At 60.9% G+C, this 24,930-nt stretch carries 27 protein-coding genes; 16 read left to right on the top strand and 11 right to left on the bottom strand.

Features of this window, described 5'->3' with window-relative positions; translation table 11 throughout:
- Window positions 1-422: 422 nt before the first annotated feature.
- Together rny and LKD23_RS05075 are read right to left on the bottom strand one after the other, a co-directional pair.
- Window positions 423-1,994: a ribonuclease Y gene (gene rny / locus LKD23_RS05080; RefSeq protein ID WP_227620715.1), complete on the bottom strand. Its 1,572-nt coding sequence runs from the start codon at window positions 1,992-1,994 to the stop codon at window positions 423-425.
- 330 nt (window positions 1,995-2,324) lie between these two features.
- Window positions 2,325-4,085: a tyrosine-protein phosphatase gene (locus tag LKD23_RS05075; RefSeq protein WP_227620714.1), complete on the bottom strand. Its 1,761-nt coding sequence runs from the start codon at window positions 4,083-4,085 to the stop codon at window positions 2,325-2,327.
- Window positions 4,086-4,235: 150 nt separating this feature from the next.
- Here LKD23_RS05075 and LKD23_RS05070 point away from each other — a divergent pair, with 150 nt between their 5' ends.
- Both LKD23_RS05070 and LKD23_RS05065 read left to right on the top strand, forming a co-directional pair.
- A complete protein-coding gene (locus LKD23_RS05070; RefSeq protein ID WP_227620713.1) occupies window positions 4,236-4,826 on the top strand; it encodes a chromate transporter in 591 nt (196 codons plus the stop codon).
- A 1-nt stretch (window position 4,827) separates the two neighbouring features.
- Window positions 4,828-5,394, top strand: coding sequence for a chromate transporter (locus tag LKD23_RS05065; RefSeq protein ID WP_227620712.1), 567 nt, complete (start codon window positions 4,828-4,830; stop codon window positions 5,392-5,394).
- 38 nt (window positions 5,395-5,432) lie between these two features.
- Here LKD23_RS05065 and LKD23_RS05060 read toward each other — a convergent pair whose 3' ends face one another.
- Both LKD23_RS05060 and LKD23_RS05055 read right to left on the bottom strand, forming a co-directional pair.
- Complete coding sequence (locus tag LKD23_RS05060; RefSeq protein WP_227620711.1) at window positions 5,433-6,266, bottom strand: HAD family hydrolase; 834 nt, start codon at window positions 6,264-6,266, stop codon at window positions 5,433-5,435.
- Window positions 6,267-6,276: 10 nt separating this feature from the next.
- Entirely contained in the window at window positions 6,277-7,773 is a 1,497-nt protein-coding gene (locus LKD23_RS05055; protein ID WP_227620710.1) for a GH25 family lysozyme, read from the bottom strand.
- Between the two features lie 331 nt (window positions 7,774-8,104).
- On the opposite strand from LKD23_RS05055, the gene LKD23_RS05050 reads away from it, so the two are divergent.
- A complete protein-coding gene (locus tag LKD23_RS05050; RefSeq protein ID WP_227620709.1) occupies window positions 8,105-9,163 on the top strand; it encodes a PTS sugar transporter subunit IIC in 1,059 nt (352 codons plus the stop codon).
- A gap of 38 nt (window positions 9,164-9,201) precedes the next feature.
- Here the strand turns inward: LKD23_RS05050 and LKD23_RS05045 are convergent, their stop codons facing one another.
- A complete protein-coding gene (locus tag LKD23_RS05045) occupies window positions 9,202-9,711 on the bottom strand; it encodes an NUDIX hydrolase (RefSeq protein WP_227620708.1) in 510 nt (169 codons plus the stop codon).
- Between the two features lie 80 nt (window positions 9,712-9,791).
- Entirely contained in the window at window positions 9,792-10,382 is a 591-nt protein-coding gene (locus LKD23_RS05040) for an RICIN domain-containing protein (RefSeq protein WP_227620707.1), read from the bottom strand.
- 516 nt (window positions 10,383-10,898) lie between these two features.
- Between LKD23_RS05040 and LKD23_RS05035 the strand changes: the two genes are divergently transcribed.
- The 8 genes from LKD23_RS05035 (at window position 10,899) to tatC (ending at window position 15,518) form a co-directional block, all read left to right on the top strand.
- Entirely contained in the window at window positions 10,899-11,081 is a 183-nt protein-coding gene (locus tag LKD23_RS05035; RefSeq protein WP_227620706.1) for a hypothetical protein, read from the top strand.
- A 176-nt stretch (window positions 11,082-11,257) separates the two neighbouring features.
- Entirely contained in the window at window positions 11,258-11,746 is a 489-nt protein-coding gene (locus LKD23_RS05030; RefSeq protein ID WP_227620705.1) for a GNAT family N-acetyltransferase, read from the top strand.
- Window positions 11,747-11,852: 106 nt separating this feature from the next.
- The gene (locus LKD23_RS05025; RefSeq protein ID WP_227620704.1) at window positions 11,853-12,155 is read left to right on the top strand and encodes a YerC/YecD family TrpR-related protein; all 303 of its coding nucleotides are present in this window, start codon (window positions 11,853-11,855) and stop codon (window positions 12,153-12,155) included.
- An 85-nt stretch (window positions 12,156-12,240) separates the two neighbouring features.
- Window positions 12,241-12,792, top strand: coding sequence for a DJ-1 family glyoxalase III (locus LKD23_RS05020; RefSeq protein WP_227620703.1), 552 nt, complete (start codon window positions 12,241-12,243; stop codon window positions 12,790-12,792).
- Between the two features lie 15 nt (window positions 12,793-12,807).
- A complete protein-coding gene (locus tag LKD23_RS05015; RefSeq protein WP_227620702.1) occupies window positions 12,808-13,692 on the top strand; it encodes a fumarylacetoacetate hydrolase family protein in 885 nt (294 codons plus the stop codon).
- Window positions 13,693-13,919: 227 nt separating this feature from the next.
- Window positions 13,920-14,423 carry a twin-arginine translocase TatA/TatE family subunit gene (locus tag LKD23_RS05010; RefSeq protein ID WP_227620701.1) on the top strand — a complete coding sequence of 168 codons (504 nt, stop codon included), beginning with the start codon at window positions 13,920-13,922 and terminating at the stop codon, window positions 14,421-14,423.
- A 93-nt stretch (window positions 14,424-14,516) separates the two neighbouring features.
- The gene (tatA, locus tag LKD23_RS05005; RefSeq protein ID WP_227620700.1) at window positions 14,517-14,720 is read left to right on the top strand and encodes a twin-arginine translocase TatA/TatE family subunit; all 204 of its coding nucleotides are present in this window, start codon (window positions 14,517-14,519) and stop codon (window positions 14,718-14,720) included.
- A gap of 3 nt (window positions 14,721-14,723) precedes the next feature.
- On the top strand, window positions 14,724-15,518 hold the full coding sequence (tatC, locus tag LKD23_RS05000; protein ID WP_227620699.1) for a twin-arginine translocase subunit TatC: 795 nt from the start codon (window positions 14,724-14,726) through the stop codon (window positions 15,516-15,518).
- Window positions 15,519-15,606: 88 nt separating this feature from the next.
- Here tatC and LKD23_RS04995 read toward each other — a convergent pair whose 3' ends face one another.
- Both LKD23_RS04995 and LKD23_RS04990 read right to left on the bottom strand, forming a co-directional pair.
- Window positions 15,607-16,212 (bottom strand): Tat pathway signal sequence, encoded by a 606-nt coding sequence (locus LKD23_RS04995; RefSeq protein WP_227620698.1) that lies wholly within the window; start codon window positions 16,210-16,212, stop codon window positions 15,607-15,609.
- A 182-nt stretch (window positions 16,213-16,394) separates the two neighbouring features.
- Entirely contained in the window at window positions 16,395-17,069 is a 675-nt protein-coding gene (locus LKD23_RS04990; RefSeq protein WP_227620697.1) for a histidine phosphatase family protein, read from the bottom strand.
- A 281-nt stretch (window positions 17,070-17,350) separates the two neighbouring features.
- On the opposite strand from LKD23_RS04990, the gene LKD23_RS04985 reads away from it, so the two are divergent.
- From LKD23_RS04985 to LKD23_RS04965, 5 genes are all read left to right on the top strand, one after another.
- Complete coding sequence (locus LKD23_RS04985) at window positions 17,351-18,052, top strand: helix-turn-helix domain-containing protein (RefSeq protein WP_227620696.1); 702 nt, start codon at window positions 17,351-17,353, stop codon at window positions 18,050-18,052.
- A 131-nt stretch (window positions 18,053-18,183) separates the two neighbouring features.
- Entirely contained in the window at window positions 18,184-18,807 is a 624-nt protein-coding gene (locus LKD23_RS04980) for a twin-arginine translocation signal domain-containing protein (protein ID WP_227620695.1), read from the top strand.
- 162 nt (window positions 18,808-18,969) lie between these two features.
- A complete protein-coding gene (locus tag LKD23_RS04975; RefSeq protein ID WP_227620694.1) occupies window positions 18,970-19,533 on the top strand; it encodes a twin-arginine translocation signal domain-containing protein in 564 nt (187 codons plus the stop codon).
- A 248-nt stretch (window positions 19,534-19,781) separates the two neighbouring features.
- Window positions 19,782-20,417, top strand: coding sequence for a phosphoribosyltransferase (locus LKD23_RS04970; RefSeq protein WP_227620693.1), 636 nt, complete (start codon window positions 19,782-19,784; stop codon window positions 20,415-20,417).
- Window positions 20,418-20,638: 221 nt separating this feature from the next.
- Window positions 20,639-21,589, top strand: coding sequence for an ROK family glucokinase (locus LKD23_RS04965; protein WP_227620692.1), 951 nt, complete (start codon window positions 20,639-20,641; stop codon window positions 21,587-21,589).
- A gap of 64 nt (window positions 21,590-21,653) precedes the next feature.
- On the opposite strand, the gene LKD23_RS04960 is transcribed toward LKD23_RS04965, so the two are convergent.
- The 3 genes from LKD23_RS04960 to LKD23_RS04950 all read right to left on the bottom strand — a co-directional run bounded on the left by LKD23_RS04960 (window position 21,654) and on the right by LKD23_RS04950 (window position 24,926).
- Window positions 21,654-23,438 carry an ABC transporter ATP-binding protein gene (locus LKD23_RS04960; protein ID WP_227620691.1) on the bottom strand — a complete coding sequence of 595 codons (1,785 nt, stop codon included), beginning with the start codon at window positions 23,436-23,438 and terminating at the stop codon, window positions 21,654-21,656.
- A 202-nt stretch (window positions 23,439-23,640) separates the two neighbouring features.
- On the bottom strand, window positions 23,641-24,360 hold the full coding sequence (locus LKD23_RS04955) for a YggS family pyridoxal phosphate-dependent enzyme (protein WP_227620690.1): 720 nt from the start codon (window positions 24,358-24,360) through the stop codon (window positions 23,641-23,643).
- A 5-nt stretch (window positions 24,361-24,365) separates the two neighbouring features.
- Window positions 24,366-24,926, bottom strand: a complete 561-nt coding sequence (locus LKD23_RS04950; RefSeq protein ID WP_227620689.1) for a TIGR01440 family protein — start codon at window positions 24,924-24,926, stop codon at window positions 24,366-24,368.
- Window positions 24,927-24,930: the final 4 nt, after the last annotated feature.

Below are 24,930 nucleotides of genomic sequence, written 5' to 3'. Positions count from 1 at the left end.
AAACGACATTCTTCTTTTGCAGCTCTTTCCTCTGCCCGCTTGACTTTTCCCCTCGGGTCGCATATAATAGAGATGCAAATGAGAATGACAGTCGCCATTCATATCACCAAATAAGCAACAAGAAACCCCTGCGGTACCGTTAATACCGAAGGGGTTTCCTGCTGCCTAGGGGTTAGTGCTTGCCAGCCTTGAACTGTTCGTCAAGCCACTTGCAGATGTAGTAAGCTACTATACCTGCTGTGACGGACAGCGCAAATGAAAATATGGTCTCCATTCTTATCACCTCCTTCTCCGTATAATGGAGTCGGAAGGCCGACACTATCAGAATACCATAAATTTCGACGATTCGCAATGAATCCATGAGAATATGTAAAAAGAGCCGCTGTGCGTGTGCACGGCGGCTCTTGTAGTTTTTCGATCTTTTACTTTGCGTACTCGACAGCACGGCTCTCGCGGATGACATTGACCTTGATCTGGCCGGGATAATCCAGCGTATCTTCGATCTTCTTTGCGATGGAGCGGGCCAGCAGGATGACCTGATCGTCGCTGATGACGTCGGGCTTGACCATGATGCGGACCTCGCGGCCGGCCTGCACGGCAAACGCCTGCTCGACGCCCTCGAAGCTGGAGGAGATCTCCTCCAGATTCTCCAGACGCTTCACATAGCTCTCGACGTTCTCGCGGCGGGCACCCGGGCGGGCGGCGCTGATGGCGTCGCAGGCCTGAATGATGAAGGCCAGCGGCGTCTTCGGCTCCACATCGCCATGGTGGGCCTCGATGGCATGGATGATCTGGGTGTTTTCCTTGTACTTGCGGCAGATGTCCACGCCGATCTGGACGTGGCTGCCCTCGATCTCGTGGTCGAGCGCCTTGCCGATGTCATGCAGCAGACCGGCACGGCGGGCCAGCGTGACATTCACGCCCATCTCGCCTGCCAGCAGACCGGCCAGCCATGCCACCTCCATGCTGTGGGTCAGCGCATTCTGACCAAAGCTGGTGCGGTACTTCAGACGGCCAATGAGCTTGATGAGGTCGGGGTGCAGGCCATGGATGCCCAGCTCCATGACAGCGCGCTCGCCCTCCCGCTTCATCTGCAGCTCGAGGTCGTGGCGGCACTTTTCCACCGTCTCCTCGATGCGGGCAGGATGGATGCGGCCATCGCCGATGAGGCGTTCCAGCGTCATGCGGGCCACTTCGCGGCGGGTCTGGTCGAAGGAGGACAGGGTAATGGCCTCCGGGGTATCGTCGATGATGAGGTCAACGCCGGTGGCGGTCTCAAGGGCGCGGATGTTGCGGCCCTCGCGGCCGATGATGCGGCCCTTCATCTCGTCGCTGGGCAGCGGGACGACGCTGACGGTCGTTTCGCTGCAGTGGTCAGCAGCGCAGCGGCTGATGGCCTGACCGATGAGGTTGCGGGCGATGCCGTCGCAGTTCTCCTTCAGGTCGGTCTCGTAGGCAGCGACGCGGATGGCCTTCTCGTGGGTCAGCTCCTCGTCCACCTTGTGCAGCAGCACCTCGCGGGCGTCCTCCTGACTCAGGCCGGCCAGCGTCTCCAGACGCTCCATCTCCTTGGCGCGCAGGGCATCGACCTCCGCCAGATGGGCGTCAGCCTCCTCGTGCTTCTTTTTCAGCTCGTCCTCGCGCTTTTCCAGCGCCTCGGTCTTGCGGTCGAGGGCCGTTTCCTTCTGGTCGATGCGGTTCTCCTGACGGCTGATCTCTGCGCGGCGCTGCTTGATCTCCTTGTCGGCCTCTGCCTTCTGGGCATCCACCTCGGCCTTCAGACGGAAGGCCTCATCCTTTGCTTCCAAAATTGCTTCCTTGCGCTTCTGGTCAGCAGCCTTGATCGCTTCGTTCACCAGCCGGGTAGCCTCGGCCTCGGCGCTGCCGATCTGGGCCTCAGCGGTCTTCTTACGGTTGTTGTAACCAATAAAATAGCCCGCAGCTGCGGCAGCGACAGCAACGATCAATGCCGCGATCACTCCGATTACGGTCATTGTTCTTCACTCTCCTTAACAGTCAAATTTTGCTTTAACAGGCAGGAGACGCTGTGCGGCCGAACGCGGGCCAGCAAAAATCAAATTTTCAACGAAAAAGAGGCAGACAAGAACAGACGCAGAGAAAGATCTTCCTGTGCGGTGAGTCTGGTGCAGCTTTTCGATTTACAAGATGTGCTTATAAAAACGGGCCAATGATGCCCCATTGAAATATCTGGTCGCGGAATGCTCCGCCTACAGCGTCTTAGATTCCATACTACTTCTTATATTACGAAACATTTTGCACAATGTCAAGGAGAAGTAAGGCGGAAAGGCGAAATTATTTTTGATTTATTCCAGATACATCCGGCGCAGACGCATCAGACGGGCCGGAGTCAGGCCATATTCGGCCTCCAGATAGGCCTCGGCGCTGCCGAAACGCTGCCGGATGATGTCCAGCACGAAGGGAGCCGACTCCGGGTGGACACCAAAAACGCCGAGGTAGAAATCCTTCCGGGATGGGTCGGCGGCGATTTCATCGGCGTGCTCGGCCCAGACTTTTTCCAGCTCCGGTCTGCGCCAGATGTTCGTCTTCACGAAATCTTCCGTAATGGTCTCATCCGACGCACCCAGCGCCAGCAGAATGAGCATCGCGGCCACGCCGGTGCGGTCTTTTCCCGCCGAACAGTGGAAGAGCACCGGCGTCTCGCCCACTTCCAGCGCACGGAACAGCTCTTTGTAGGCCTTGTTGCCGAACAGCATCCGCTCGTACATGGCATCCGCCATCCGGCGTCCCTCGTCGGGCATCCCCTTCAGCAGGGTCTCCCGGTCTTCGGGCGAGAAGTCCACCTCCTTGCCGTTCTCAAGGCAGAGGCCGCAGATGCGCACGAGCCGTGCACCGTCGGGCACATAATCGGGGCTTTCGGCGGCCTCCGCCTCGCTGCGCAGGTCAAGGATGAGCCGCAGCCCCAGCGAGTCCAGCAGCTTCCGGTCGGCCTCACCGGTGAGCTTCCACGTCGGGATGCCCCGGTAGATCTGCCCCCACCTGACGTGCTTGCCCTCGTCGGCCTCGTAGCCGCCCAGCTCGCGGAAGTTGTGGCCGCCCTCGAACGGCAATTCTGTGCCGGGGGCCGGATGCACCACAGCGGGCTTGGACGCCGCGCTGGACAGGACGGGCAGGTCGTAGAAGGGCTTGGCCGGACGTCCGCGCCGGGGCGGCAGGCTGGCTGCGCCGCCCAGCACCTCCATGAGGTAGCCGCGCAGCAGGTCGAGGTAGGCCGAGGTGTGGTCGCGCCGCTGCAAAAGGGAGACGCAGAGGGGCGGCAGATCCTCCAGCAGGACATCCCGCACCCGGTCCAGCTCCCGCCGTGCCCCCGGCTCATACCGGGTCAGGCAGGTGCAGAGCTGCTCCTGCACGAGGTAGTAGGCCTGATAGAAGCTGGGGCCGATCTCGGCGTTAGGCGCGAAACCCGCCCGGGCGCAGGCCTCCCACAGCGGGGCAAAGAGGTCCTGCCGCAGGCTGGGCAGAAGGACCCGCTGGTTCCGCAGCTCGGCCAGCGGCACGCTCTCCCTCTCCCAGAAGGGGTGGCCCCGCGGCACCAGTAGGCAGGCCGGGTCGGCCCGGAGGGTGGTGCGGGCCAGCACCGGTGCGGCGCAGCCCAGATCCATCACGAGGCCCGCGTCCAGCTCGCCCTGCTCCACCCCCTCGGCCACCGCGTCGTTGTCCAGCAGGCGGAAGCGCATCTCGATGTGGGGGTACTGCTGGCGAAACTTGTCCAGCTGGGTCTCGAGGCCGGGCAGATAGTCCGGCACCAGTGAGACGCTGATGCCGATGCGCACCGGCTGGGCCGACTGGATCTCCGCGTGGAGCGCTGCCTGCATCTGCTGAAACTGCTCCACCACCGGCGCGGCATGGCGCTGTAAGCTCACGCCCCGGTCGGTGAGGCTGAGCTTGTGGTGGGCGCTGAGAAAGAGCGGCCCGCACAGCTCGGCTTCGAGGGCCGAGATGCTCTGACGCAGAGCCTGCCGGGATAAAAACAGGCGCTGGGCCGCGCGGGTGTAATTCATCTCCTCGCAGAGGACCAGAAAATAATGCAGCTGGCGGATGTCCATCGTTTCCTCCTGAATGATCGTAGTCTCATGGGTAAAGCATACCGCCTTTTGGCCGGATTGTAAAGCCGCCGGGCACAAAATCCCGCTTTTTCTGCCCTATTGACGCCGGCTCTGCCCGCGCGTAAAATAAAGAAAAAGGAGGCCCTGCCTATGACACACAATGCTCCGGCACCGAAGGCCCAAAGCCTCGGCACGCTGTTTTTTACCTTTTTCAAGATCGGCCTGTTCACCTTCGGCGGCGGCTACGCTATGATCGCCCTGCTGGAAGAGGAATTTATCCAGCGCCGCAGGTGGCTGGATAAGGACGAATTCCTCGACATGACCGCCATCGCGGAATCCACCCCCGGCCCGGTGGCCATCAACAGCGCCACCTATCTCGGCTACAAGCTGGCCGGAGTCCCCGGCGCGGCGGCCTCCACCGTGGCCGTCTGCCTGCCGTCCTTTCTCATCATCTACGCCATCTCGCTGTTTTTTGAGCAGTTCACCCAGCTCACCGTCATTGCCAACGCCTTCAAAGGCATTCAGGTCTGCGTCATCTATCTCATCTTCTCGGCTGGTGTGCGGATGCTGCAGGCGCTCGACCGCTCCCTCTTTTCTTCCGGCGTCCTCCTGTCCGTCTTTCTGGCGATGACGAGCCTTTCGCTGGCGGGCATCAGCGTCTCGTCCATCCTGCTCATCCTCCTCAGCGGTGCGGCAGGCGTGGCCGCGTGGCTCTTGGGCCGCAGAAAGGAGGGGAAGTGATATGCTCCTGAAGCTGTTCCTCACCTTTTTCGAGATCGGTGCCGTCTCCTTCGGCGGCGGCTACGGCATGATCTCCCTCATCCGGGAAAAAGTCCTGCTCCATGGCTGGCTCTCCGAGGCCGAGTTTCTGAGCTTCATCGCAGTGTCGGAATCCACCCCCGGCCCGCTGGCCGTCAACATGGCCACCTTCATCGGCGCTTCGCAGGGCGGGGTGCTGGGGGCGCTCTGCGCCACACTGGGCGTCGTCCTCCCCTCCTTCTTCATCATCCTGCTCATCGCGGCCCTCATCCACGACTTACTCAAGTACGCCGGGGTCGAAGCCTTTCTCTCCGGTGTCCGGCCCTGCGTCGTGGCCCTTATCCTCTCCACTGCCCTCACGATGGGCCTGAGCACCCTTCTGGACATCTCCACCGCCGCCGACGCCCCCGCGCCATCATGGCAGGGCATCGGCCTCCTTGCACTTCTGGCCATCGTCCGGCTGGTCTGGCAGAAAGCGAAAGGCAAAGCCCCTTCGCCCATCGGGATGATCCTGCTCTCGGCGGTGCTGGGCGCACTTTTATACCAATAAAAAAGAACGGCATCTGAGCTTTTCTCCGATGCCGTTCTCTATTTTGCTCTTCTGAAATCCGATTCACAGACCCGGCCATTCTGGGCCAGAACACGGCGCAGGACCTGCATCACGCCGGAGTTGGTGTTGGGCGGCGCGAGGAAGGGCACCTCCTCCCGGAGGGCGGGCGAGCCGTTCTCCACGAGGAAGCCGTACTTTGCCGCCTTCAGCATCTCCGCGTCGTTGAAGGTGTCGCCGAACGCCATCATGCCCTCGGGCGGGACGCCCAGACGCTCCCCCAGCCGAAGCAGGGCCGCGCCCTTGTGGACACCGGGGTTCATGATGTCCACCCAGTCTGCACCGGCCACCGCCACCGAGAAGCGCCCGCCCCAGACCGGGCCATAAAGCGCGTCGTAGCCCTTTTGGGCATCCCCCTCGGGGAAGTAGATGGTGAATTTATCCACCCGGGCGGTCACGTCCTCCAGATGGGCGACATATTCCACCTTGGTGTAGAATCTCTTGAAGACCCTGTCGTATGGCCGGAACTGCTCCTCCACATAGGCCGTTTCCAGCCCGCAGAGGACGGCGGCGTGGCCCGCGCTCCGGGCCTGCCCCGCCAGCGTGTGCCAGTCGGCAGCGTCCATCTCGGAGAGGTACAGGCTCTCGCCCTTCCAGCAGATGGCACCGCCGTTGTCACCCACAAGGATGATGTCGTCCTGCAGGGGCGCGAACATCTCCTCTAAGGTATAGATGGGCCGTCCGCTGGCGGCAGCGAACCGGATGCCCCGCTCTGCCAGAGCGCGGACAGTCTCCGCGAAGTCCGGCGGGAGCTGGCTCTGGCCGTCCAGCAGGGTAGCGTCAAGGTCGGAGGCAATGAGGCGGATGACGTCCATGCGCGCCTCCTCAGCCCACATAGCTGATGTTCACGTCGATCTGTCCGCCATAGCCGGGGATGCGGGCGGTGCAGCTGCCCTGCCACATATCGCAGGAGATGGGGCTGCTGGCCACACCGTAGTGTGCGTTCCAGATGCTGTAGCCCGTCAGGCGGCTCAGATCCACCCGCTGGCGGAACCACAGGGTAGAAGCGTAGACGCCGGGCTTGTAGCCCTGCGCCTTGACCTCCTCGCAGAAGGCGATGGCGCACTTGGTGCGGTCCTCGACGCCCAGACCGTCGGCGCGGCCATTCTTGCCGCCGGAGGCCTCAGTATCGAAGTAGATGGGGTAGTCCAGCTTGCGGCCGTTCAGGACATAGGCACAGCCCATGGCTTCCTCCCGGGCTTCCTCCTCGTTGACGGCCTGACTGAAGAAGTAGACGCCCACCTTCAGGCCCGCATTGCGGGCATTGGTGAAGTGCTGCTCGAACATGGGGTCCAGCACCAGCGCACCGCTGCCGTAGCCGCGGTAACCGATGCGGATGATGACGAACTTGACGCCCGCCGTCTTTACCTGTTCCCAGTCGATGCTGGACTGATATTTCGAGACATCGATGCCGAAGGTGGCATTCTGCTGCACGCCGTTGGCGTCGAAGTAGTAGAGCTTGTTGTCGATGGACTGGATGCCCTTCACGGGCTGGTTGGTGTACTGGTCATAATAATAGGTCTTGCCGCCCACCGTGCGCCAGCCGGAATAGACCGGGGCCGGGGTGCTGCTGCCGCTGTCGTCTTTGTCGCTCCTGCCGAAAAGCAGGTTCCACAGCCAGCTCAGCAGGCCGTTCTCGTCCGTGAGACAGGCGGGGTCGATGCTGCTCTCGTCCAGCGTGCCTGCATCCAGTGCGGCGCGGATCTCCTCCGGGGTCAGCAGGATGGTGCCCTCCTCGGTCTTTACCGGCAGGGCAGCCTCCTCGGAGTTCGTCTCTGCACCTGCCTCCGGCTGGGCCTCTGCGGCCTGCTCCACCGGTGCGCTCAGGGGGTCCTCTGCGGCCAGTGCCTCCGTCTCCTGCTGTAGGCTGGGGAAGTTGTTCTCCTGCTCCAGCTCCTCGATGCTGCCCATCATGGGGTCAGCAGGCGCGGCCTCCGGGGCCGCAGGCGATGCGGCCGTTTCCTCTGCAGGGGCAGCCGGAGCTTCCGACACGGCAGGCGCTTCCGTCTCATTCTGGCTGGGGGCAGCGGGCTGCGCGGCAGACGCAGCGGTGCTCTCCGCCTCCGAGGATGCAGAGTCCGTCTTTGACGGCTTGGGAGCTTCCTTCTTGTCGTCTTTCTTTGTGCTGTGGGCCGCGTTGCTCTCGCCCTCCCACAGCAGGGCCGACGGCTCCACCGTCAGGCCTGCGGGCTGAGACGCCAACAGGGCCGTGGTGCCAAAGCCGCCCACTGCGATGGCAAGCGCCATCACCGCCGAGGCCACCATCTGGCCCGCCGCGCGGCGCGTCTTCTTTTTTGGGGTTCCTGTATCGTTCCGTCTCATTCCGCCTGCTCTGCCTCCAAGCTCTATTCTAACGCGGCCTCTCGCCGCCGGAAGTGCTATTTGCACACCTATAGTATACACCCAACTGCAAGCTCCCGTCAATCTCCTTCGGTGCGTCCTGCGGAGCGTCTCGCGGGGGGCGTCTACTGCCAAAAATGCTCTGTATGAAATACGGCCCAGACCCTCTCATTATTGCACCGACGAGAAAAAAGACAAGTTTTGAGCAGAATTTTTGCGTTTTCCTCTTGCTGTCTTGACAGGTGTATGGTATCATGATGGTCATGCAGCTTTTGCTGCCCTTGAAACTGTAATGACGGAAAGGCAGATCTTTATGTCAAATGTAAAAGATTTCTTAAAACGCAAGGACATCGTCATCACCCCCCAGCGCTACCTCATCGAGGCGCTGGGCGCGATGGCACAGGGCCTGTTTGCCAGCCTGCTCATCGGCACCATCATCAAGACGCTGGGCCAGCAGACCGGCCTTGAGACGCTGGTGGACTTAGGCGGCTACGCCACGGCCATGAGCGGCCCGGCCATGGCTGTGGCCATCGGCTGGGCGCTCCACTGCCCGCCGCTGGTGCTGTTCAGTCTGGTGACGGTGGGCTACTCCTCCAACGCTCTGGGCGGCGCAGGCGGTCCTCTGGCCGTCCTCATCATCGCCATCGTGGCCGCTGAGCTGGGCAAAGCCGTCAGCAAGGAGACCCGCATCGACATCCTCGTGACCCCGCTGGTGACCATCTTCTCCGGCGTCGGCCTCTCGATGCTCATCGCCGCCCCCATCGGTGCCGCCGCAAGTCAGGTAGGCACCCTCATCATGTGGGCCACCGAGCAGGCCCCCTTCCTGATGGGCATCCTCGTCTCGGTCATCGTGGGCGTCGCACTGACTCTGCCCATCTCCTCTGCCGCCATCTGCGCAGCGCTGGGCCTGACCGGCCTTGCCGGCGGTGCCGCTGTGGCGGGCTGCTGCGCCCAGATGATCGGCTTCGCCGTCATGAGCTATAAGGAAAACGGTGTCGGCGGCCTCATCAGTCAGGGCCTCGGCACCAGTATGCTCCAGATGGGCAACATCGTGAAGAACCCCCGCATCTGGATCGCACCCACTCTGGCCAGCGCCATCACCGGCCCTCTGGCCACCTGCGTCTTCCACATGGAAATGAACGGCGCAGCCGTCTCCTCCGGCATGGGCACCTGCGGCCTCGTGGGCCAGATCGGCGTCTACACCGGCTGGGTCAACGACATTGCCGCCGGCACCAAAGCCGCCATCACCCCGATGGACTGGGCCGCCCTCGTCCTCATCTGCTTCGTCCTGCCCGCCGTGCTCAGCGTCCTCTTCTGCGAGATCGAGCGCAAGCTTGGCTGGATCAAGGACGGCGACCTGAAGCTGAACTGAACAAGCAAAAAAGCCTGCCGACGCAGGCTTTTTTCTGTTCATACCACTCGTTTTCCGTCCAGCACCGCCTGCCGGAGCGTATCCCCGTCGTACACCAGCTTGAGGGAGAACCACGGGCGTTCCTCGTTCAGCAGCCGGAAGAAGATCTTGTCGCCCTCCCAGATGGGCAGCTGCGTCACCTTCTCCTTCGGCACCCATTCCAGCACTCCCTCACGGCAGGCATCGCCCTGCATCATCTCGCCCGTCCACTCGTCGGCGGTGTAGAGGTGGATGAACTCGGTCATATTGCCCCAGATGAAGGTCAGCAGGCCCCGGCTGCGCCAGTGGGTCAGGGTCAGGCCTGTCTCCTCCTTCACCTCGCGGAGAAGACAGTCCTCCGGGCTTTCGAACCGCTCGAATTTGCCGCCCACGCCGATCCACTTGTCGTGGTTGTAGTCGTCCTCCTTCTTCACCCGGTGGAGCATCAGGTAGGCGTCGTCCCGCTCCAGATAGCACAGCGTCGTGCTGAAGATCGGGTATTCCGGGTCCATAAAGGCTCCAAGCTTCATCGTTTTTCCTCTTCTCTGAATCAAACTGTTACAGCAAAGCGCCCCGCAGATGACCCCTGCGGGGCGCTGTTTTCATGCGTTCATGCCTTGCGGCCTGCCCGGCCCTTGCCCGCGTTGTTCAGCTTGCGGACGAGGTCGTTCTGGTGCTTGCGCTGGGAGGGCGTCGGCTCGGGGTCGTGCACTTCCTCTGCCTTGGCCCGGGTCTGCTGGGCGGTGGCGTCCACGCGCTCAAGGTTCCACTCCTGATTGCCGCCCGAGACGAAGTTCCAGATCTGGGCCTGCGCACCATTGGAGGTGTTCATGCCCACGAGGTCGATGTACTTGTCGGCCAACACATTGCGGATGCGGGTGCGGCCATTGCGGGTGGGTTCCAGCGCCCAGCACTGGCTCATGCCGCTGGTGCGTCCCCACTGATGGAGCCATGTGCCCTCCACCACGCCGCCGAGGGCAAGGTCGATCATTTTCCCGGTAAAACGGTTCTGGATGCGCCAGCGGCCTTCGCCGGCATCCACGAATTTCCACTGCTGCCATGGATGACCTGCGTAATCCCACAGACGGATCGCAGCGCCGTTCTCCGTGTTGAAGTTCTTTACTTCCAGCACCTTTCCATTGGGGGCCTTGATGAGGTAAAACTCATTTTCCGATAATACGACCTGCGATGCCTTTGCCATAACTGCGATCTCCTTTCAGCGTAGATTTTACTGCCCCTATTATAGCGCATTTTCATTTGGGCAGCAAGAATAGTTTTCCATAATCTTTTCCAATTTCTTTATACATTTTGACCGTTTTGCTGGAATTCCCCCTGTCCCGGGTTCCGTCGTCGGCGCACACTTGTATACATTATGAAAACGGCCCGCCGGGGGCGTTTTCCGCGCTGTCTCCACGGCAAGAACAACGCCCCCGTTTTCGGCTCGTTTCGGGCCAGTTCCGGGGAGTTCTGTAGTTGCTGCAAGGCCAATTCAGGGCAATGACTTTATTTTTATAAATCAAAGCTCACTTTGATGCTTTACTTTAATGATAGATATAGCATTTCAGAGAACGCTTTAATTTGTTTCACGTTTTCTGCTATTGACTTTATTTCAAAACCGGTGTATAGTAAGCTTACAAGGAGCGGAGAATGCTCCTCAACAACGAGCTTCAGGTCCCGCGTCCGGCGGGCCTGTGAGAAAAATATAGGAGGTTTGACTATGTATTACTACATTCTGGGCTGCGGTATCGCTTGTTTGATCCTGTTCGGCATCGACAGCATGGAGACGGTATGCGTCAAGCCGGCTGAGATGGTTGGCAAGGTCCTGCTGTGGCCTGTCACCCTGATGGAAGCAGTTGTCCGTTACAACTCCACTCATCACGACTTCAAGGCTGCGCTGTAAAACGCATCACGTCCAAGGACGTCGAAAAAGCCATCAAGGCTGCCGTACTCTTTGCGGGGTACGGCAGCCTTTTTGCTTTACACCCGGGGGCCGGATGTGATACACTATCTCTATAAGCCGCTTTCCCTCACCGAACTTTATCATGCGCAGCGGTGCGCTGTCTTTTCAGGAGGACTATGAAACCCGATTATAAGCTGGTCGCCAAGGCCAAATACATCCACATGACCGCCGACCTCGCCAGTGAGATCTGGCACGAGGTCTACAAGCGCTACTTCCCAGCAAAGCAGCTGGACGCCCTCGTTGAGAGCTTCCAGAGCGCCGACGCCATCGAGGAGGACATCGACAACGATGTGAACTACTTCCTCGTCTTCCTCGGCAGCCAGCTCATCGGCTATTTTGCGTGGAAGATGGAAAACACCTCGCTCCACCTGCTCCATCTCTACCTCAAGCCCGCATACCGGGGCAAGGCCATCGGCCGGGACATCGTGGCGTCCTGCGAACGTCTGGCCCGGGGCGAGGGCCGGGGCCGGGTCTGGTGCGGCGTTAACGCCAAGGCCCTGCCCGTGCAGCAGTTCTTCAAGGCCCGGGGCTACCGCTCCCTCGGCCCTGCCGAGAGCGAGGGCGGCATCGACCGCAACGAGCTGATCTTTGAGCGGATGTTGTAAGAAAAAGACCATTGCATTTTTCCTGCATTTGTACTACACTAAAGTAGTGTATTGAAGTGCCCGTCTGCGGGCCGAACATCAATGAATGACCGGGGAGGAACTGTATATGGCTAAGGACCATCCGACCGGAAAATCCGGCCTGTATGCCGCTTTTCTGGAGCTTGAAACGCCGGAGGAATGCTACCGCTTCCTGCAGGACGTATGCAGCTATGCAGAGCTGAGCGCGATGGAGCAGCGCTACAACATCGCCGAAAAGCTCATGCGCAAGCAGAGCTACACCAGCATCATGGGCAATATCGGCGCTTCCAGCGCGATCATCAGCCGTGTGAGCCGGGTGCTGAGCCGGGACGACAGCGTCCTGCGCCGCATTCTGGAGAAAAACGGCGTCTCTACTGACGCCGAGGAATGATCTTTCACTGACCGCTGCGCACTGCGGGCCGGGGACGCCCCGCCTGCGGTGCGCTTTTTTCGTTGATCTATAAGGAGATGTTTTTATGAGCAAAGCTGTTCTGTTTTTTGCCGACGGCACCGAGGAATGCGAGGCCCTTCTGGTGGCCGACCTGCTCCGCCGCGCCAAAGTCGAGGTCATCATCGCCTCTGCGATGGGCCGCCGTGCGCTGGTCAGCAGCCACGGCATCCACCTGAACGCGGACGCACTGGCTGAGGACGTGGACTACAGCGATGTGGACATGGTCGTCCTGCCCGGCGGCATCCCGGGCACCCCCAACCTCGCCGAGAACAAGACCGTCACCGACACCTGCGTTTCCTTTGCCAAAGCCGGGAAAAAGGTCGCCGCTATCTGCGCCGCCCCCAGCGTCCTTGCCAGCCTCGGCCTGCTGGAGGGTAAAAACGCCACCGCACACGCCGGTTTTCAGGATAAGCTGGCCGGTGCCATCGTCCACGACGAGGAAGTCGTCGTAGACGGAAACATCACCACCAGCTACGGCCTTGGCGGTGCCATTCCTTTCGCTCTGGAGCTGGTGCGCCAGCTGGCAGGCCCCGCCGAGGCCGACCGCATCCAGAAGGCCATCGCTTATCGGCACTGAGAAGGAGGCTTTTCGATGCGCTTCATCACCTGCCGTCTGCCCGACGGCGTAGAAGACCCGGCCATCCTGTCGGCGGATGGCCGTCAGGTCTGGCCCCTGAGCTGGCTGGGCCTGTCCTACGAGACTCTGTCCGACGCCATCCCCTTTCTGACCCCGCAGGTGCGGGCCGGGCTTTCGCTGGCCATCGCGGGCATCCCGGCCCTGCCCATCGAGGCTGTCACTCTGGAAAGCCCCATCCCCGCCCCGGCGCAGGATGTCATCTGTCTGGGCATCAACTACATGGCCCATTCGGACGAGGCTGAGAAATACTCTGCCGACGCCTTCGCCACCCAGCATCAGGATGCCATCTACTTTTCCAAGCGGGTCACCCGGGCCGTGCCGGACGGCGGCTTCATCGAGGCTCACACCGACCTCGTGAAAAAGCTGGACTACGAGTGCGAGCTGGCCGTCGTGCTGGGCCGGGATGCCAAGGACGTTCCCGCAGGGCAGACCAGAGACTACGTCTTCGGCTATACCATCCTGAACGATGTCTCGGCCCGGGACGTCCAGACCGCGCACAAGCAGTGGTATTTCGGCAAGAGCCTCGACGGCTTTACCCCCATCGGCCCCTGCATCGTCACGGCGGATGAGTTCGAGGCTTATCCGCCCAAGCTCCCCATCCGGTGCTTCGTCAACGGCGAAAAGCGGCAGGACTCCAACACCGGCCTTCAGATCTTTAACATCGACCACGTCATCGCCGAGCTGTCGCAGGGCATGACCCTCCGTGCAGGCACCATCATCGCCACCGGTACCCCGGCAGGCGTCGGAATGGGGATGGACCCGCCCCGCTTCCTCGTCCCGGGCGACGAAGTGCGGTGCGAGATCGAGGGCATCGGCACCCTGACGAACACGGTCCGCTGAGTGCGTTCAATTCCAATTGGTATTATTCTACGCAATTTCTACTGTATCGATTGGTTTTTGTGTAAACCAGCCTTTTATTCACGAATAGTTCATATTAAATTCATATTCCGTTCACGCATCTTCGGTATATGTATGGCATCCAAGGCGCACAACGCGCCAAAAAGCCGCTGACGGCACACTCCATGCTGCTGCCCCGCCCGGGCGGCAAAGGAAAGGAATCAGAAGATATGAAAATTGGTTTTTGGGAACTCGTGGTCATCGTGGTCATCGCGTTCGTCTTCATCGGCCCCGACCAGCTGCCCGTCTACGCAAAGAAGCTGGGCAAGATGCTGCGTGAGCTGAAGAAGTACACCGGCGCTGCCTCCGAGGAGATCCAGAAGAACGTCGTGGAGCCTCTGAACGAGATCCAGGCCCCCCTCAAGGAGGCGGTCGCCCCCCTGACCGACATCAAGAAGGACATCGACAACAGCGTGAAGGACGTCACCAAGAGCTTCACCGGCATCGGCAAGACCAGCAAGGAAGAAGCCGCCAAGGCCGAGCAGCCGGAGGAAGTCACCGAGCTGGAGGTCGAAGAGCTGCCCGAGGAGGCTCCTGCTGAGGCTCCCGCCGCTGAGACGGCTGAGCCTGTGAAGGCCGAGGAAAAGGCCGACGCCCCCGCTGCGGCAGCCCCTGTGGCCGAAGAAGCCGCACCCGCTGCCGAGGCCGCGCCCGCCGAAGAGGCAAAGGCCTGAACATCCACACCGATGCACCCGCGCCCGCGGTTGCCTTATACATCGTAATCAGCCCGCCTCGCGGCGCGGCAAAGTAAAAAGGAGATCATTATTATGCGTATTGGTACTAACGAGCTGCTTATCATTCTGGTCGTCGTCCTGCTGATCTTTGGACCCAAGAACCTGCCGAAGCTGGGCAAGATGTTCGGCAAGACCATGAACAACTTCAAGAAGGGCATGGAGGAGTCTGACGACGAGGCCGAGACCACCACTGCAAAGGCCGAGACCAAGACTGAGAAGAAGGACGACGAGGAGTAATCTGTGGCTACGAACGTAAAGCGCAAAAAAAAGGCCGAAGTCATGGCTGACGACGGCAACATGACGCTGACGGGCCACCTGAAAGAGCTGCGCAACCGCCTCATCGTCTGCGCCGTGGTGTTCGTGGTGGCGGTCGTGGTCACACTGTCCTACGCCGACCGCCTCATCGACCTGCTGACCGCGATGGGACAGGGCTTCTACACCTTCGTGTCCATCGCCCCGCAGGAAAAGCTGATGCAGTATTTCCGCGTCTCCCTGCTGGCGGCTGTGGTCGTTACGGTGCCGGTGGCGCTGTATCAGGTATACGCCTTTGCAAAGCCCGGCCTGAAGAAGAGCGAGACCTTCTTCCTCAAGCTGGTCATCCTGCTGGGTCTGGCCCTCTTCGTGGTGGGCGTGATGTTCGCCTACAAGCTCATGATGCCCTTCATGCTCCAGTTCCTGAGCACCGGCATCGAGGGCGCCGATTACATCCAGACCACCACCAGTATCGAGAGCTACGTCAGCCTCTGTCTGACCATGTTCATCATCTTCGGCTGCGTGTTCGAGATGCCTTTGGTCACCATCATTCTGGCCAAGATGGGCATTGCGAACCCCCAGCTCATGAAGAAGGGCCGCGGCATTGCCATCGTGCTCATCTTCTTTGTTGCAGCCGTCGTCACCCCGCCGGACATCGTTTCCCAGTGCATGGTAGCCATCCCGATGGTCCTGCTCTACTTTGTCAGCACCTTCCTGAGCGGCATCTTCTACAAGCCCCGCACGGAGGAAGGCGAGGAAGAGGACGAGGAAGACGAGGACTAAGGCTTCTTAAAACAAAAATGAGACAGGCAGCCCCTTTGCGGGGAAGCCTGTCTCATTTTTTGTTGTCCGCAGAAACGGAGCGTCCACCTCACAGGTCCACTACGCTCCCCACTTCTCCCGGCGCAGCGGGCACCGGGCCGAGCCGGACGGCATCGGCATCCCGCCGCACCACGAACTCCACCGGCTGGCCGGCGGCAAAGGCGGGGCGATAGCTCAGCTCCAGCGTCTCCCACTCGCCCGGGACGGCACAGAAGCAGTGGAGCATCGCGCCGCGCCCGGCGGCGAGGTTCAGGGTAAAGGCCGAGGCGTCGGCGGCGTTCTCTGCATAGAGCGGGGCCGCGAAGCTCCCGCAGGGGATGCTCTGCCCCCCGCAGCGGGCCGTGACGCCGCTGTCCAGACTGTACAGCTCGTTCAGAGTGGAGACGTCCCGGCTGTGGAGGTAGCTTGCCCCCACCGGCAGGGTGCGGGCCGAAAGGTTCTCCACCGAGAGGTAGACCAGCACCCCGTTCAGCCCGGGCGCAGGCGCATAGCCCAGCAGCTCCACCGCCGCCTTGCCGTCCAGCAGGGCAGGCTGACCCACGGCCCGGGGCTGTGCCCCAGCCGCCGAGACACCTGTGAGCAGGGCAGCGGCCAGACTGACCGCGCCCGAACCGGCGCATTTCAGGAACGACCGGCGGGAAAGGGACTGAGACATGGGGGACTCCTCCTTGCAGCGAGAAAAATCATTCACTTTATAGAGTATCGGTTTCTCTGCGCCCTGTCAAGAGTCTGGACGGGTTCTGCCGCAGATTTTGCATTTTCTTTGCCGATCTTGTACCAAAAAGCCGCAAAAATGCCGCCCGGCGTCAAAATCGCCGGGCGGCAGCGGGTGCAGTCTTATTCGAAGGCCTCGTTCTCCTCTGCTTCGGCCTGACCGCGCAGGGTGTCGGCGTAGCCGAAGGGCACGATGTCGATGGCCTCCACCAGACGGTCGCGCATCCAGAGCTGAACATCGGTCTGGACGGTGTAGCCGCAGCCGGGGTCAGCCATCCACTGTTCCGGGTGGCGGGAGGGGAGGGCGCGCTGGCTCAGCATACTCATGATGACGCCGCCGTGGGTCACGCAGGCAGCCTCGGTGACGTCCATCCGGATCATATACTCGAACAGCTTGAGCAGCGTTTCCGCGCAGCGTGCGTGGAACTGCTCGGTAGGCTCTGCGCCCTCCGGCACGAAACCCGAGCCGGGGGTGATCCACTTCTTGAAGTCCTCGTTCTTCACCAGCTCCTTGACGGGATGGTTCTCAAAGACGCCAAAGCTCGCCTCCCGCAGGTCGTGCACCGAGAACTGGTGGGTGGCATTCGGGAACAGGATGTTGGCCGTCTCCACGGCGCGCATCAGGGGGGAGGAGAAGACGGTATCCACCTGCGGATACTCGAACCGCTCCTTCAGCTCGGCCAGCTGGGCGCGGCCCTCGTCGCACAGGGGAATGTCCGTGCCGCTGCCGATGTAAAGGCCCTGTAAATTACCGGCCGTCAGGCCATGGCGGATGAGATGGAGCTTAAAGGTTTTCATGCAAAAACACCTCTTGTGAGCTATCTTGTACTGTGCTGGTTCGCACAAATCTTGCTTTTCTGCTAAAATTCCCGGCATCCTCAGACACAAAATGTATGCCGTCAGGCTTTAGTTTAACATAGATATGGTGGAAAGAGCAACCCCTTTGACAAAAACGCCGAAATTATCGCGGAAAATCCGTCACTTTTTCGCTTTACAAGTCGTTTTCCATTGTGTATAATCAACGTGCTGTAAACCAAAAATCAAGGAAGTCCCATCTTTTATCTGAGGAGCCAAACATCATGGAGTTCAATCGTATCATCAAACTGCTGCGCAAGGAGCGCGGCATCACCCAGAAACAGGCGGCAGAGGATCTGGGCGTTTCGCAGGCCCTGCTTTCCCACTATGAAAAAGGCATCCGGGAGTGCGGCCTGGACTTTGTGGTACGGGTCGCCGATTATTATAATGTCTCCTGCGACTACCTGCTGGGCCGCTCGGCAGAGCGCAACGGCATGATGCTCTCGGCAGAGGACATCCCCAACCCCGACAAGATGAAGGACAACATCTATCATGGCAGCGTCCTTCCCACCATGAACAAGAAGCTCATCTCCAACAGCCTGAACGTGCTCTACGCCAAGATCGGCGAGTGCCACAGCAAAGCGCTGACCACCGAGGTCAGCGCCTACCTGATGACCGCCGTGGCCAAGATGTTCCGGCTGCTCTACTCCGCCGAGCCCCACAACGCCCCCAGTATGTTCAGCGTGGACGCCCGGCGCTGGCCCGGCTATTCTGACGCCGTGATGCACTCCGCACAGGCCAACGTGGAGGCTCTGCTGGCCGGAGAAGAGCTACCCGGCGGCGAGGGCGTGGCCGACCCGTCCTGCCTCGCCATGACCACCGAGAGCCTGACCCGGGAATACCCGCTGTATACGCCCAGCCTGCTCAATCTGGTCAAGACCAGCGAGACCCGCGCCCGGGAGCTGACCGGCGAGGACCGCACTTAACTCTCTGTGAAACTAATGTAAATTCTGCTCTGTTTTGCTTGCATCTGCGTGCAAAAAATGTTATAAACAAGACAGAACATTTTCATCGTGCTTTTTTATTTATAAAAACGATTTCAAGGAGGGACACATCCATGTCCAATAAGATTTCCCGCCGCACCTTCCTCAAGTGCACCGGCGCTTCCGCCGCCGCTCTGGGCGCTGCTGCCATGCTGGGCGGCTGCGGCTCCAGCACCAGCGACGCCATCGAGGTCAAGGTGGGCGATAAGGTCAGCAACTGGAACAATCTGGGCGTCCAGCTCACCAGCGTCTTCACCATGAGCACCACCCCCGACCTGCCCGACCACGAGTACGTCGCCGTCCTCATCACTGCGGTCAACCGCTCCGGCGCGACCACCTTCAACATCGGCGCACAGAACCTCGCCGAGCTGGATGCGGCCTATCCTCTGGACAATGAGGCCACCAAGATCGACGTCGCCCGCCAGTATTTCCACGCTCTGGCTGCCTCCACCACCGACTTCACCGCCACCTGTGACGGTGCCGAGGCCGAGGTGGGCGCTTACATCCAGCTCTACAACGCCGACGCCCAGAGCTTCTCTGAGTCCACCAACCTGCCCCCGCAGGGTTCCGGCTACATTGAGCTGATCTGCTGCGTCCCCACCGGCTGGCAGAAGCTGAACGTCACCTTCGTCCCCACCTTCGTGGCCAACAAGAGCCTGACCTTCACCCTCAGCTCTTCCGATATTGCACAGGCCTAAAGGCGTTTTTTCCGGACGAAATTCCGTCCCACGGGCAGATCTTTCCCCACAAAATTTTGTGAAAACCATTGACATCTGCTCATTTTTCGCCTATTGTATAGGCAAGACGCCCTACGGGGCAGTACAATGATTTCTGTGTTTCTACATAAAGGAGGAACGATCATGTCCTTAGAATTCAATCGCCGCTCTTTCCTGAAGTACAGCGCTGCCGCTGCTGTGGCTGTGGCTGGTTCCAGCCTGCTGACCGGCTGTGGTGAGGATGAGTACCAGAAGACCGGTAAAATCGGCAGCACCCTGAAGCTGATGGGCACCTTCAAGATGAAGGATGCGCCCACATTCGATAACGGTACTTTCAAGACCACCATCAACATTAAGTGCACTACGGACAAGGTTCCTCTTTGCGTGACTAGGGGTAACTTCGAGCTTACTGTAAACAGCACTGGCAAGAGCAAGGATGACGTGGACTATCTGGACAATGCCATCACTGTCAAGCGTCAGGGTGCAGGCTCTTCTGGCGGAAAGTTCGATTTGACGACTGATGACGGTGAACAGGATTTCGATATTACTGTTACCGGCGTTACTCTTAAGAACAACGACAAGGTCGAGTTCAAGTACTGGCCCCGTATTCAGGCCAGCAGCGGCAACAGCGGCTACACCCGTGCTTTCTGCACTTGGAAGATGACCGCCAAGGTCGATGCTACCACTGGAAAAGTCACCTTCGAATAATTTCTTATTTCCGCACTCCACGCCCAAGGCTCACGCCTTGGGCGTTTTTGTTCGCCCTGTTTCGTCGATATGCTAAATTCAGGGCAAAGAATTTTAGTGGTTTTATGTCTTGTGCACAGGGGGCTTTTCCTGCTACAATAGGGACATACCAACCGGGGAGCGCAGCGGACGGGCAAGTGCCGCCGCGCAGTTTCCTTTTGAGGGATGGGCGTCCTGCCTGATTTCACAAGAACAGGAGTGTGCAGTTTATGATCAATATGGTAAAGCTTCCCACCAACAAGAGCAGTCTGTTCCTGCGCGTGGCAAAGGGCCACTTTGCCACCAGCCACAGCCACATCAACTACTACATCGACGTCACCACCCAGAAAGCCCGCCTCTCGGAGGCCAAGGCCGTCGCCAAGGAGCTGGTGGCCGCCTATCAGCACAGCACCATCGTGGACACCGTGCTCTGTCTGGACGGCACGCAGGTCATCGGCACCTGTCTGGCCAACGAGCTGACCAAGGACGGCTTCGCCAATATGAACGCCCACCAGACCATCTACGTCATCACCCCCGAGTACACCAGCGGCAGCCAGATCATCCTCCGCGACAACCTCGCCCCGATGGTCAAGGGCAAGCACGTCCTCATTCTGGCCGCCTCCATCACCACCGGCTACACCGCGCAGGCGGCTATCGAGGCCGTCAACTACTACGGCGGCACTGTGGCGGGCCTGTCGGCCATCTTTGCCACCACCCACGAGTGTCTGGGCATCCCGGTCACATCCATCTTCGACCCCTCCAGCCTGCCCGATTACGCCAGCTTCGACAGCCGCGACTGCCCCATGTGCAAGGCGGGCCAGCACATCGACGCGCTGGTGAACAGCTTCGGCTACTCGGCTCTCTGAACTCTGCCCCTTCCTCCCTCTTTCTCCCCGCTGTGCAGCGTGCATGGCGGGGAGTTTTTGCATCCGCGCTTCCTTTCTGCGATTTCGCCAAAAATCGCAGTCCATTTCCGTCCGATTGCATAAAATCCGGCCTGCCCTCTGCTCTTTTGGGCCGGAGTATGTTATACTGTTGTCAGCTAAAAACGGCGGACGACCGCCGCAGAAAAAGGGGTAAATGAATCATGAAAGAATACGCATTCGGCATCGACCTCGGCGGCACGACCGCCAAGGTCGGCCTGTTCACCACCTCGGGCGCACTGCTGGAAAAGTGGGAAGTCCCCACCGATACCTCGAACGCCGGTGAGCATATCCTCGAAAATCTGGCCGACGCCATTCACGCCAAGATGGTCGAGAAGGAGATCCCCTCCGAGCAGGTGGAGGGCGTCGGCATCGGCGTGCCCGGCCCTGTGCTGGACAGCCGCATCGTCCCCATCATCTGCGCCAACCTCGGCGGCTGGGGCGAGCGGAACGTCTCGGCCCAGCTGTCCGGCCTGCTGGATGGCATGAAGGTCTTGGTGGGCAACGACGCCAACGTCGCCGCTTTGGGTGAGATCTGGATGGGCACGGCCAAGGGCTGCCGCAGCGCCGTCATGGTCACGCTGGGCACCGGCGTGGGCGGCGGCGTCATCGTCAACGGCAAGGTCATCGACGGCGCACACGGCGCTGGCGGCGAGATCGGCCACATCACCGTCAACCGCCACGAGACGGCCACCTGCGGCTGCGGCAAGCACGGCTGCCTCGAGCAGTATTCCAGCGCCACCGGCGTCGTCCGCTGCATGAAGAAGCTGCTGGACGAGAATCCCGACGCTGACTGTGTACTGCGCGGCAGGGATTTTGAGGCCAAGGACGTCTTCGACGCCGCCCGCAATGGCGACGCTCTCGCCGCCCGCGAGGTGGACGAGATGACCGACACCCTCGGCATGGCTCTGGCCACCATCGCTGCCACCACCGACCCCGAGATGTTCCTTGTGGGCGGCGGCGTGTCCCGCGCAGGCGACGTTCTCTTCGACCCGCTGGTGGAGCACTACAAGACCTACGCCTTCAAGTCCTGCCGCGAGACGCCCATCAAGGCCGCAAGCCTCGGCAACGACGCCGGCATCTACGGCGCAGTGCGGCTCATCGTGGGCGACTGATATTTCTCACTATAAAAAAAAAACAAGGGGCTGCTGCAAGCAGTCCCTTGTTTTTATGGAAAAATTATAACGTATCTTCCCCCGGCAGCTGGTTCCACAGGCGGTAGTAGACGCCCTTTCTGGCCAGCAGCTCGTCGTGGGTGCCGGACTCTTCGATGCCCTCCGCGCCCAGCACGAGGATGCGGTCGTAGTCCTTGATGGTGGTCAGGCGGTGGGCGATGGTCAGGGTGGTGCGGCCATGGGCCAGCTTCTCGAGGCTTTGGCCCACCAGGATCTCGCTCTCGTTGTCGAGGGCGCTGGTGGCCTCGTCGAGGATGAGGATGGGCGGGTTCTTCAGGAATACCCGGGCGATGGCGATGCGCTGCTTCTGACCGCCCGAGAGCTTGACGCCGCGCTCGCCGACATAGGTGTCGAAACCGTCCTTCAGGGCGCGGATAAACCGCTCTGCGCCCGCCAGACGGGCCGCCTCAACGATCTCCTCCCGGGTCGCGCCGGGCTTGCCGTAAGCGATGTTGTCCGCCACAGAGCCGCTGAAGAGGTAGACCTCCTGCTGGACGATGCCGATGTCCTCCCGCAGGCTCTTGAGGGTGACGTGCTGGATGTCCTGCCCGTCGATGAGGATGCGGCCTCCCGTCACCTCGTAGAAGCGGGGGATGAGGTTGCACAGGGTCGTCTTGCCGCCGCCGGAGGGTCCGACCAGCGCCAGACGCTCTCCGGCCCGGATGTCGAGGCTGACATGGTGCAGCACCTTGTTGTGATCGTCGGGGTACTCGAAGCTGACGTCCTCGAACCGGATGCCACCCGGGCCGGGCTGCAGGGGCTTGGCATCCTCGGCGTCCTTGATGGTGACGGGGGTGTCCATGATCTCCGCAAAGCGCTCGATGCCGGTCATGCCCCGCTGGAACTGCTCGGCGAACTCCACGATGCGGCGGATGGTGGCGATGAGGGTGGTGACATAGAGCATATAAGCCACGAGGTCGCCGGCGGTGATCTTCCCATAGACCAGCGACAGGCCGCCCGCAAGGATGACCACCAGATACATCAGGCCGTCGAACAGGCGGGTGGAGGTGTTGAAGGCCGCCATCGCGTAGTAGCCCAGCGTCTTGATGTGCTCAAAATCCTTGTTGCCCTTGGCGAATTTCTCCCGCTCCTCGTCCTCGGCGGCGAAGGCCTTCACGACGCCCTGCCCCAGCAGGCTGTCCTCGATGGTGGCGTTCAGCTCACCGATCTGGATGCGCTGCTGGCGGAACCGGGCGCGCAGGCGCTGGTTCAGCTTGACGGACACGATGCCCATCAGGGGCACGCAGGCGAACACCGCCAGCGTCAGGGGCACGCTGGCCTGACACAGGATGAGGAAGGAGGCTATAATTTTGATGCCCGCGATGAAAAATTCCTCGGGGCAGTGGTGGGCGAACTCAGTCACATCGAACAGGTCGTTGGTGATGCGGCCCATGATGGTGCCGACCTTGGTGTTGTTGTAGTAGGTGTGGTCGAGCTTGAGCAGGTGGTCGAAGGCGTCCCGGCGCATATCCGTCTCGATGTGGACGCCCATGATGTGGCCGATGCCGGACATGAAATACTGCGCTGCGCCGTCGATGATGCGGAGCACGAAGTACACCGCCGCCAGCTTGAGCACGATGCCCGCCGTGAGGGTGATGCCCACGCCCATGGCGGAGTTGGTGATGGTGCTCATGATCTTGGGCAGGATGATGTCGCACAGGGTGGTCATCGCCGCGCAGAACAGGTCGATGAACAGGGTCATTTTGTACTTTGCCAGATAGGGCAGGAAGCGCCGGATGAGTGCGCCGCTGCTGGTATGCCGCGCTGCGGGGTCTTTGACGTTTTGCATAGTTCCTCCAATTTTTATAGCGGGCTTGCCCTCTCAGTCACCTTCGGTGACAGACTCCCCTTTTTGTCGCTTGCGCGACATCTTCCCCCGGCCGGGGAAAGTCTTTCCTCAAAGGGAGAGCCTTTCGCCTACCGTCAAGCTCCAAGCCTCTCCCTTTGGGAGAGGTGGCATTGCGAAGCAATGACGGAGAGGGCAAGGCCGTTTATTTCTTACTATAATCCCTCTCGCCGTAGATGGCCGTGCCGATGCGCACGAGGGTCGCGCCCTCGCGGATGGCATTCTCGAAATCGCCGCTCATGCCCATGGAGAGGGTCTCCATCTTCACGTTGGCGTAGCCGCGCTCTCCGGCCTGCACGAACAGCCGGTACACCTCGGCCAGATACCGGCGGTTCTGGGCATCGTCGTCGTTGACCGGGGGAATGGCCATCAGGCCCTTGACCCGGATATGCTCTTCGGCGGCAGCAGCGTCCAGCAGGGGCCAGAGCTGCTCCGGCGAGACGCCCGACTTCGACGCCTCACCGCCGATGTTCACCTCCAGCAGCACATCCTGCACGATACCGGCCTTGGCCGCCTCCTTCTCGATGGCGGTCAGCAGGTGCTCGCTGTCCACGCTCTGGATGAGGCTGGCCCGGCCCAGCACCTTCTTGATCTTATTGGTCTGCAAATGGCCGATGAAGTGGCTGGGCTTGCCGCAGTAGGCTCCGGCGTCGAAGTTTGCGCAAAGCTCCTGCACATGGTTTTCGCCAAAGACGTCGATGGCAAGGGCCGCGCTGGCGGCGACGGTGTCAGCGGTGCGGGTCTTGCAGGCGGCGCAGAGCTGCACCCCGGCGGGGTCTCGGCCCGCCTCCCGGGCCGCGGCGGCCATCTTTTCCCGGATGGCCTCTACGGCCTCCCGCATCTCGTCCAGATTCTTTTCTGCCATAAAGCTCAATCCTCCTCGGTATATTTTGCGCGCTCGCCGCCGATGAGCTTCGGGCGGGTGCGGGCGCAGAGAATATTCGCTTCGCCGATCTTCGAAAGGCTCAGCCGCACCGGCACGGCCACCCGGCGCAGATGCATCCCGATGAGGGTGCCGCCGATGTCGATTCCGGCGTGGGCACGGATCTCTTCGACGGCGATGGGGTCACGGAACTGCTTCCAGCAGGTGGTGGCCCAGCTGCCGCCCGCGTGGGGGCGGGGCACGACGCAGACCTCCTCCCAGCCGTATTTCCCGGCGGCCTCCCGCTCGAGGATGATAGCCCGGTTGAGGTGCTCACAGCACTGTGCCGCCAGCCAGATCCCGTTTTCGGCCAGCACCGGCGCAATGCCCGCGTAGACCGCCTGCGCAGCCTCAAGGCTGGAATCCTTGCCGATGTGCCCGCCGACGATCTCGCTGGACGAGCAGCCCACCACAAAGACATCCCCCTTTTTCAGCTTTGCCTGCGCCAGCAGCTCGGTCACCGCCTGCCGCGCCTCGTTTTCGATCTGCTTTTTGAACTCTTCCGTCATAGAA

Origin of the sequence: Faecalibacterium butyricigenerans (genome assembly GCF_020687345.1) — a bacterium.
In the GTDB taxonomy this organism is placed as follows: Bacteria; Bacillota; Clostridia; order Oscillospirales; family Ruminococcaceae; genus Faecalibacterium; species Faecalibacterium butyricigenerans.
Note: the sequence above shows the minus strand (reverse complement) of the source record. Positions and strands in the feature narration are given on the sequence as shown.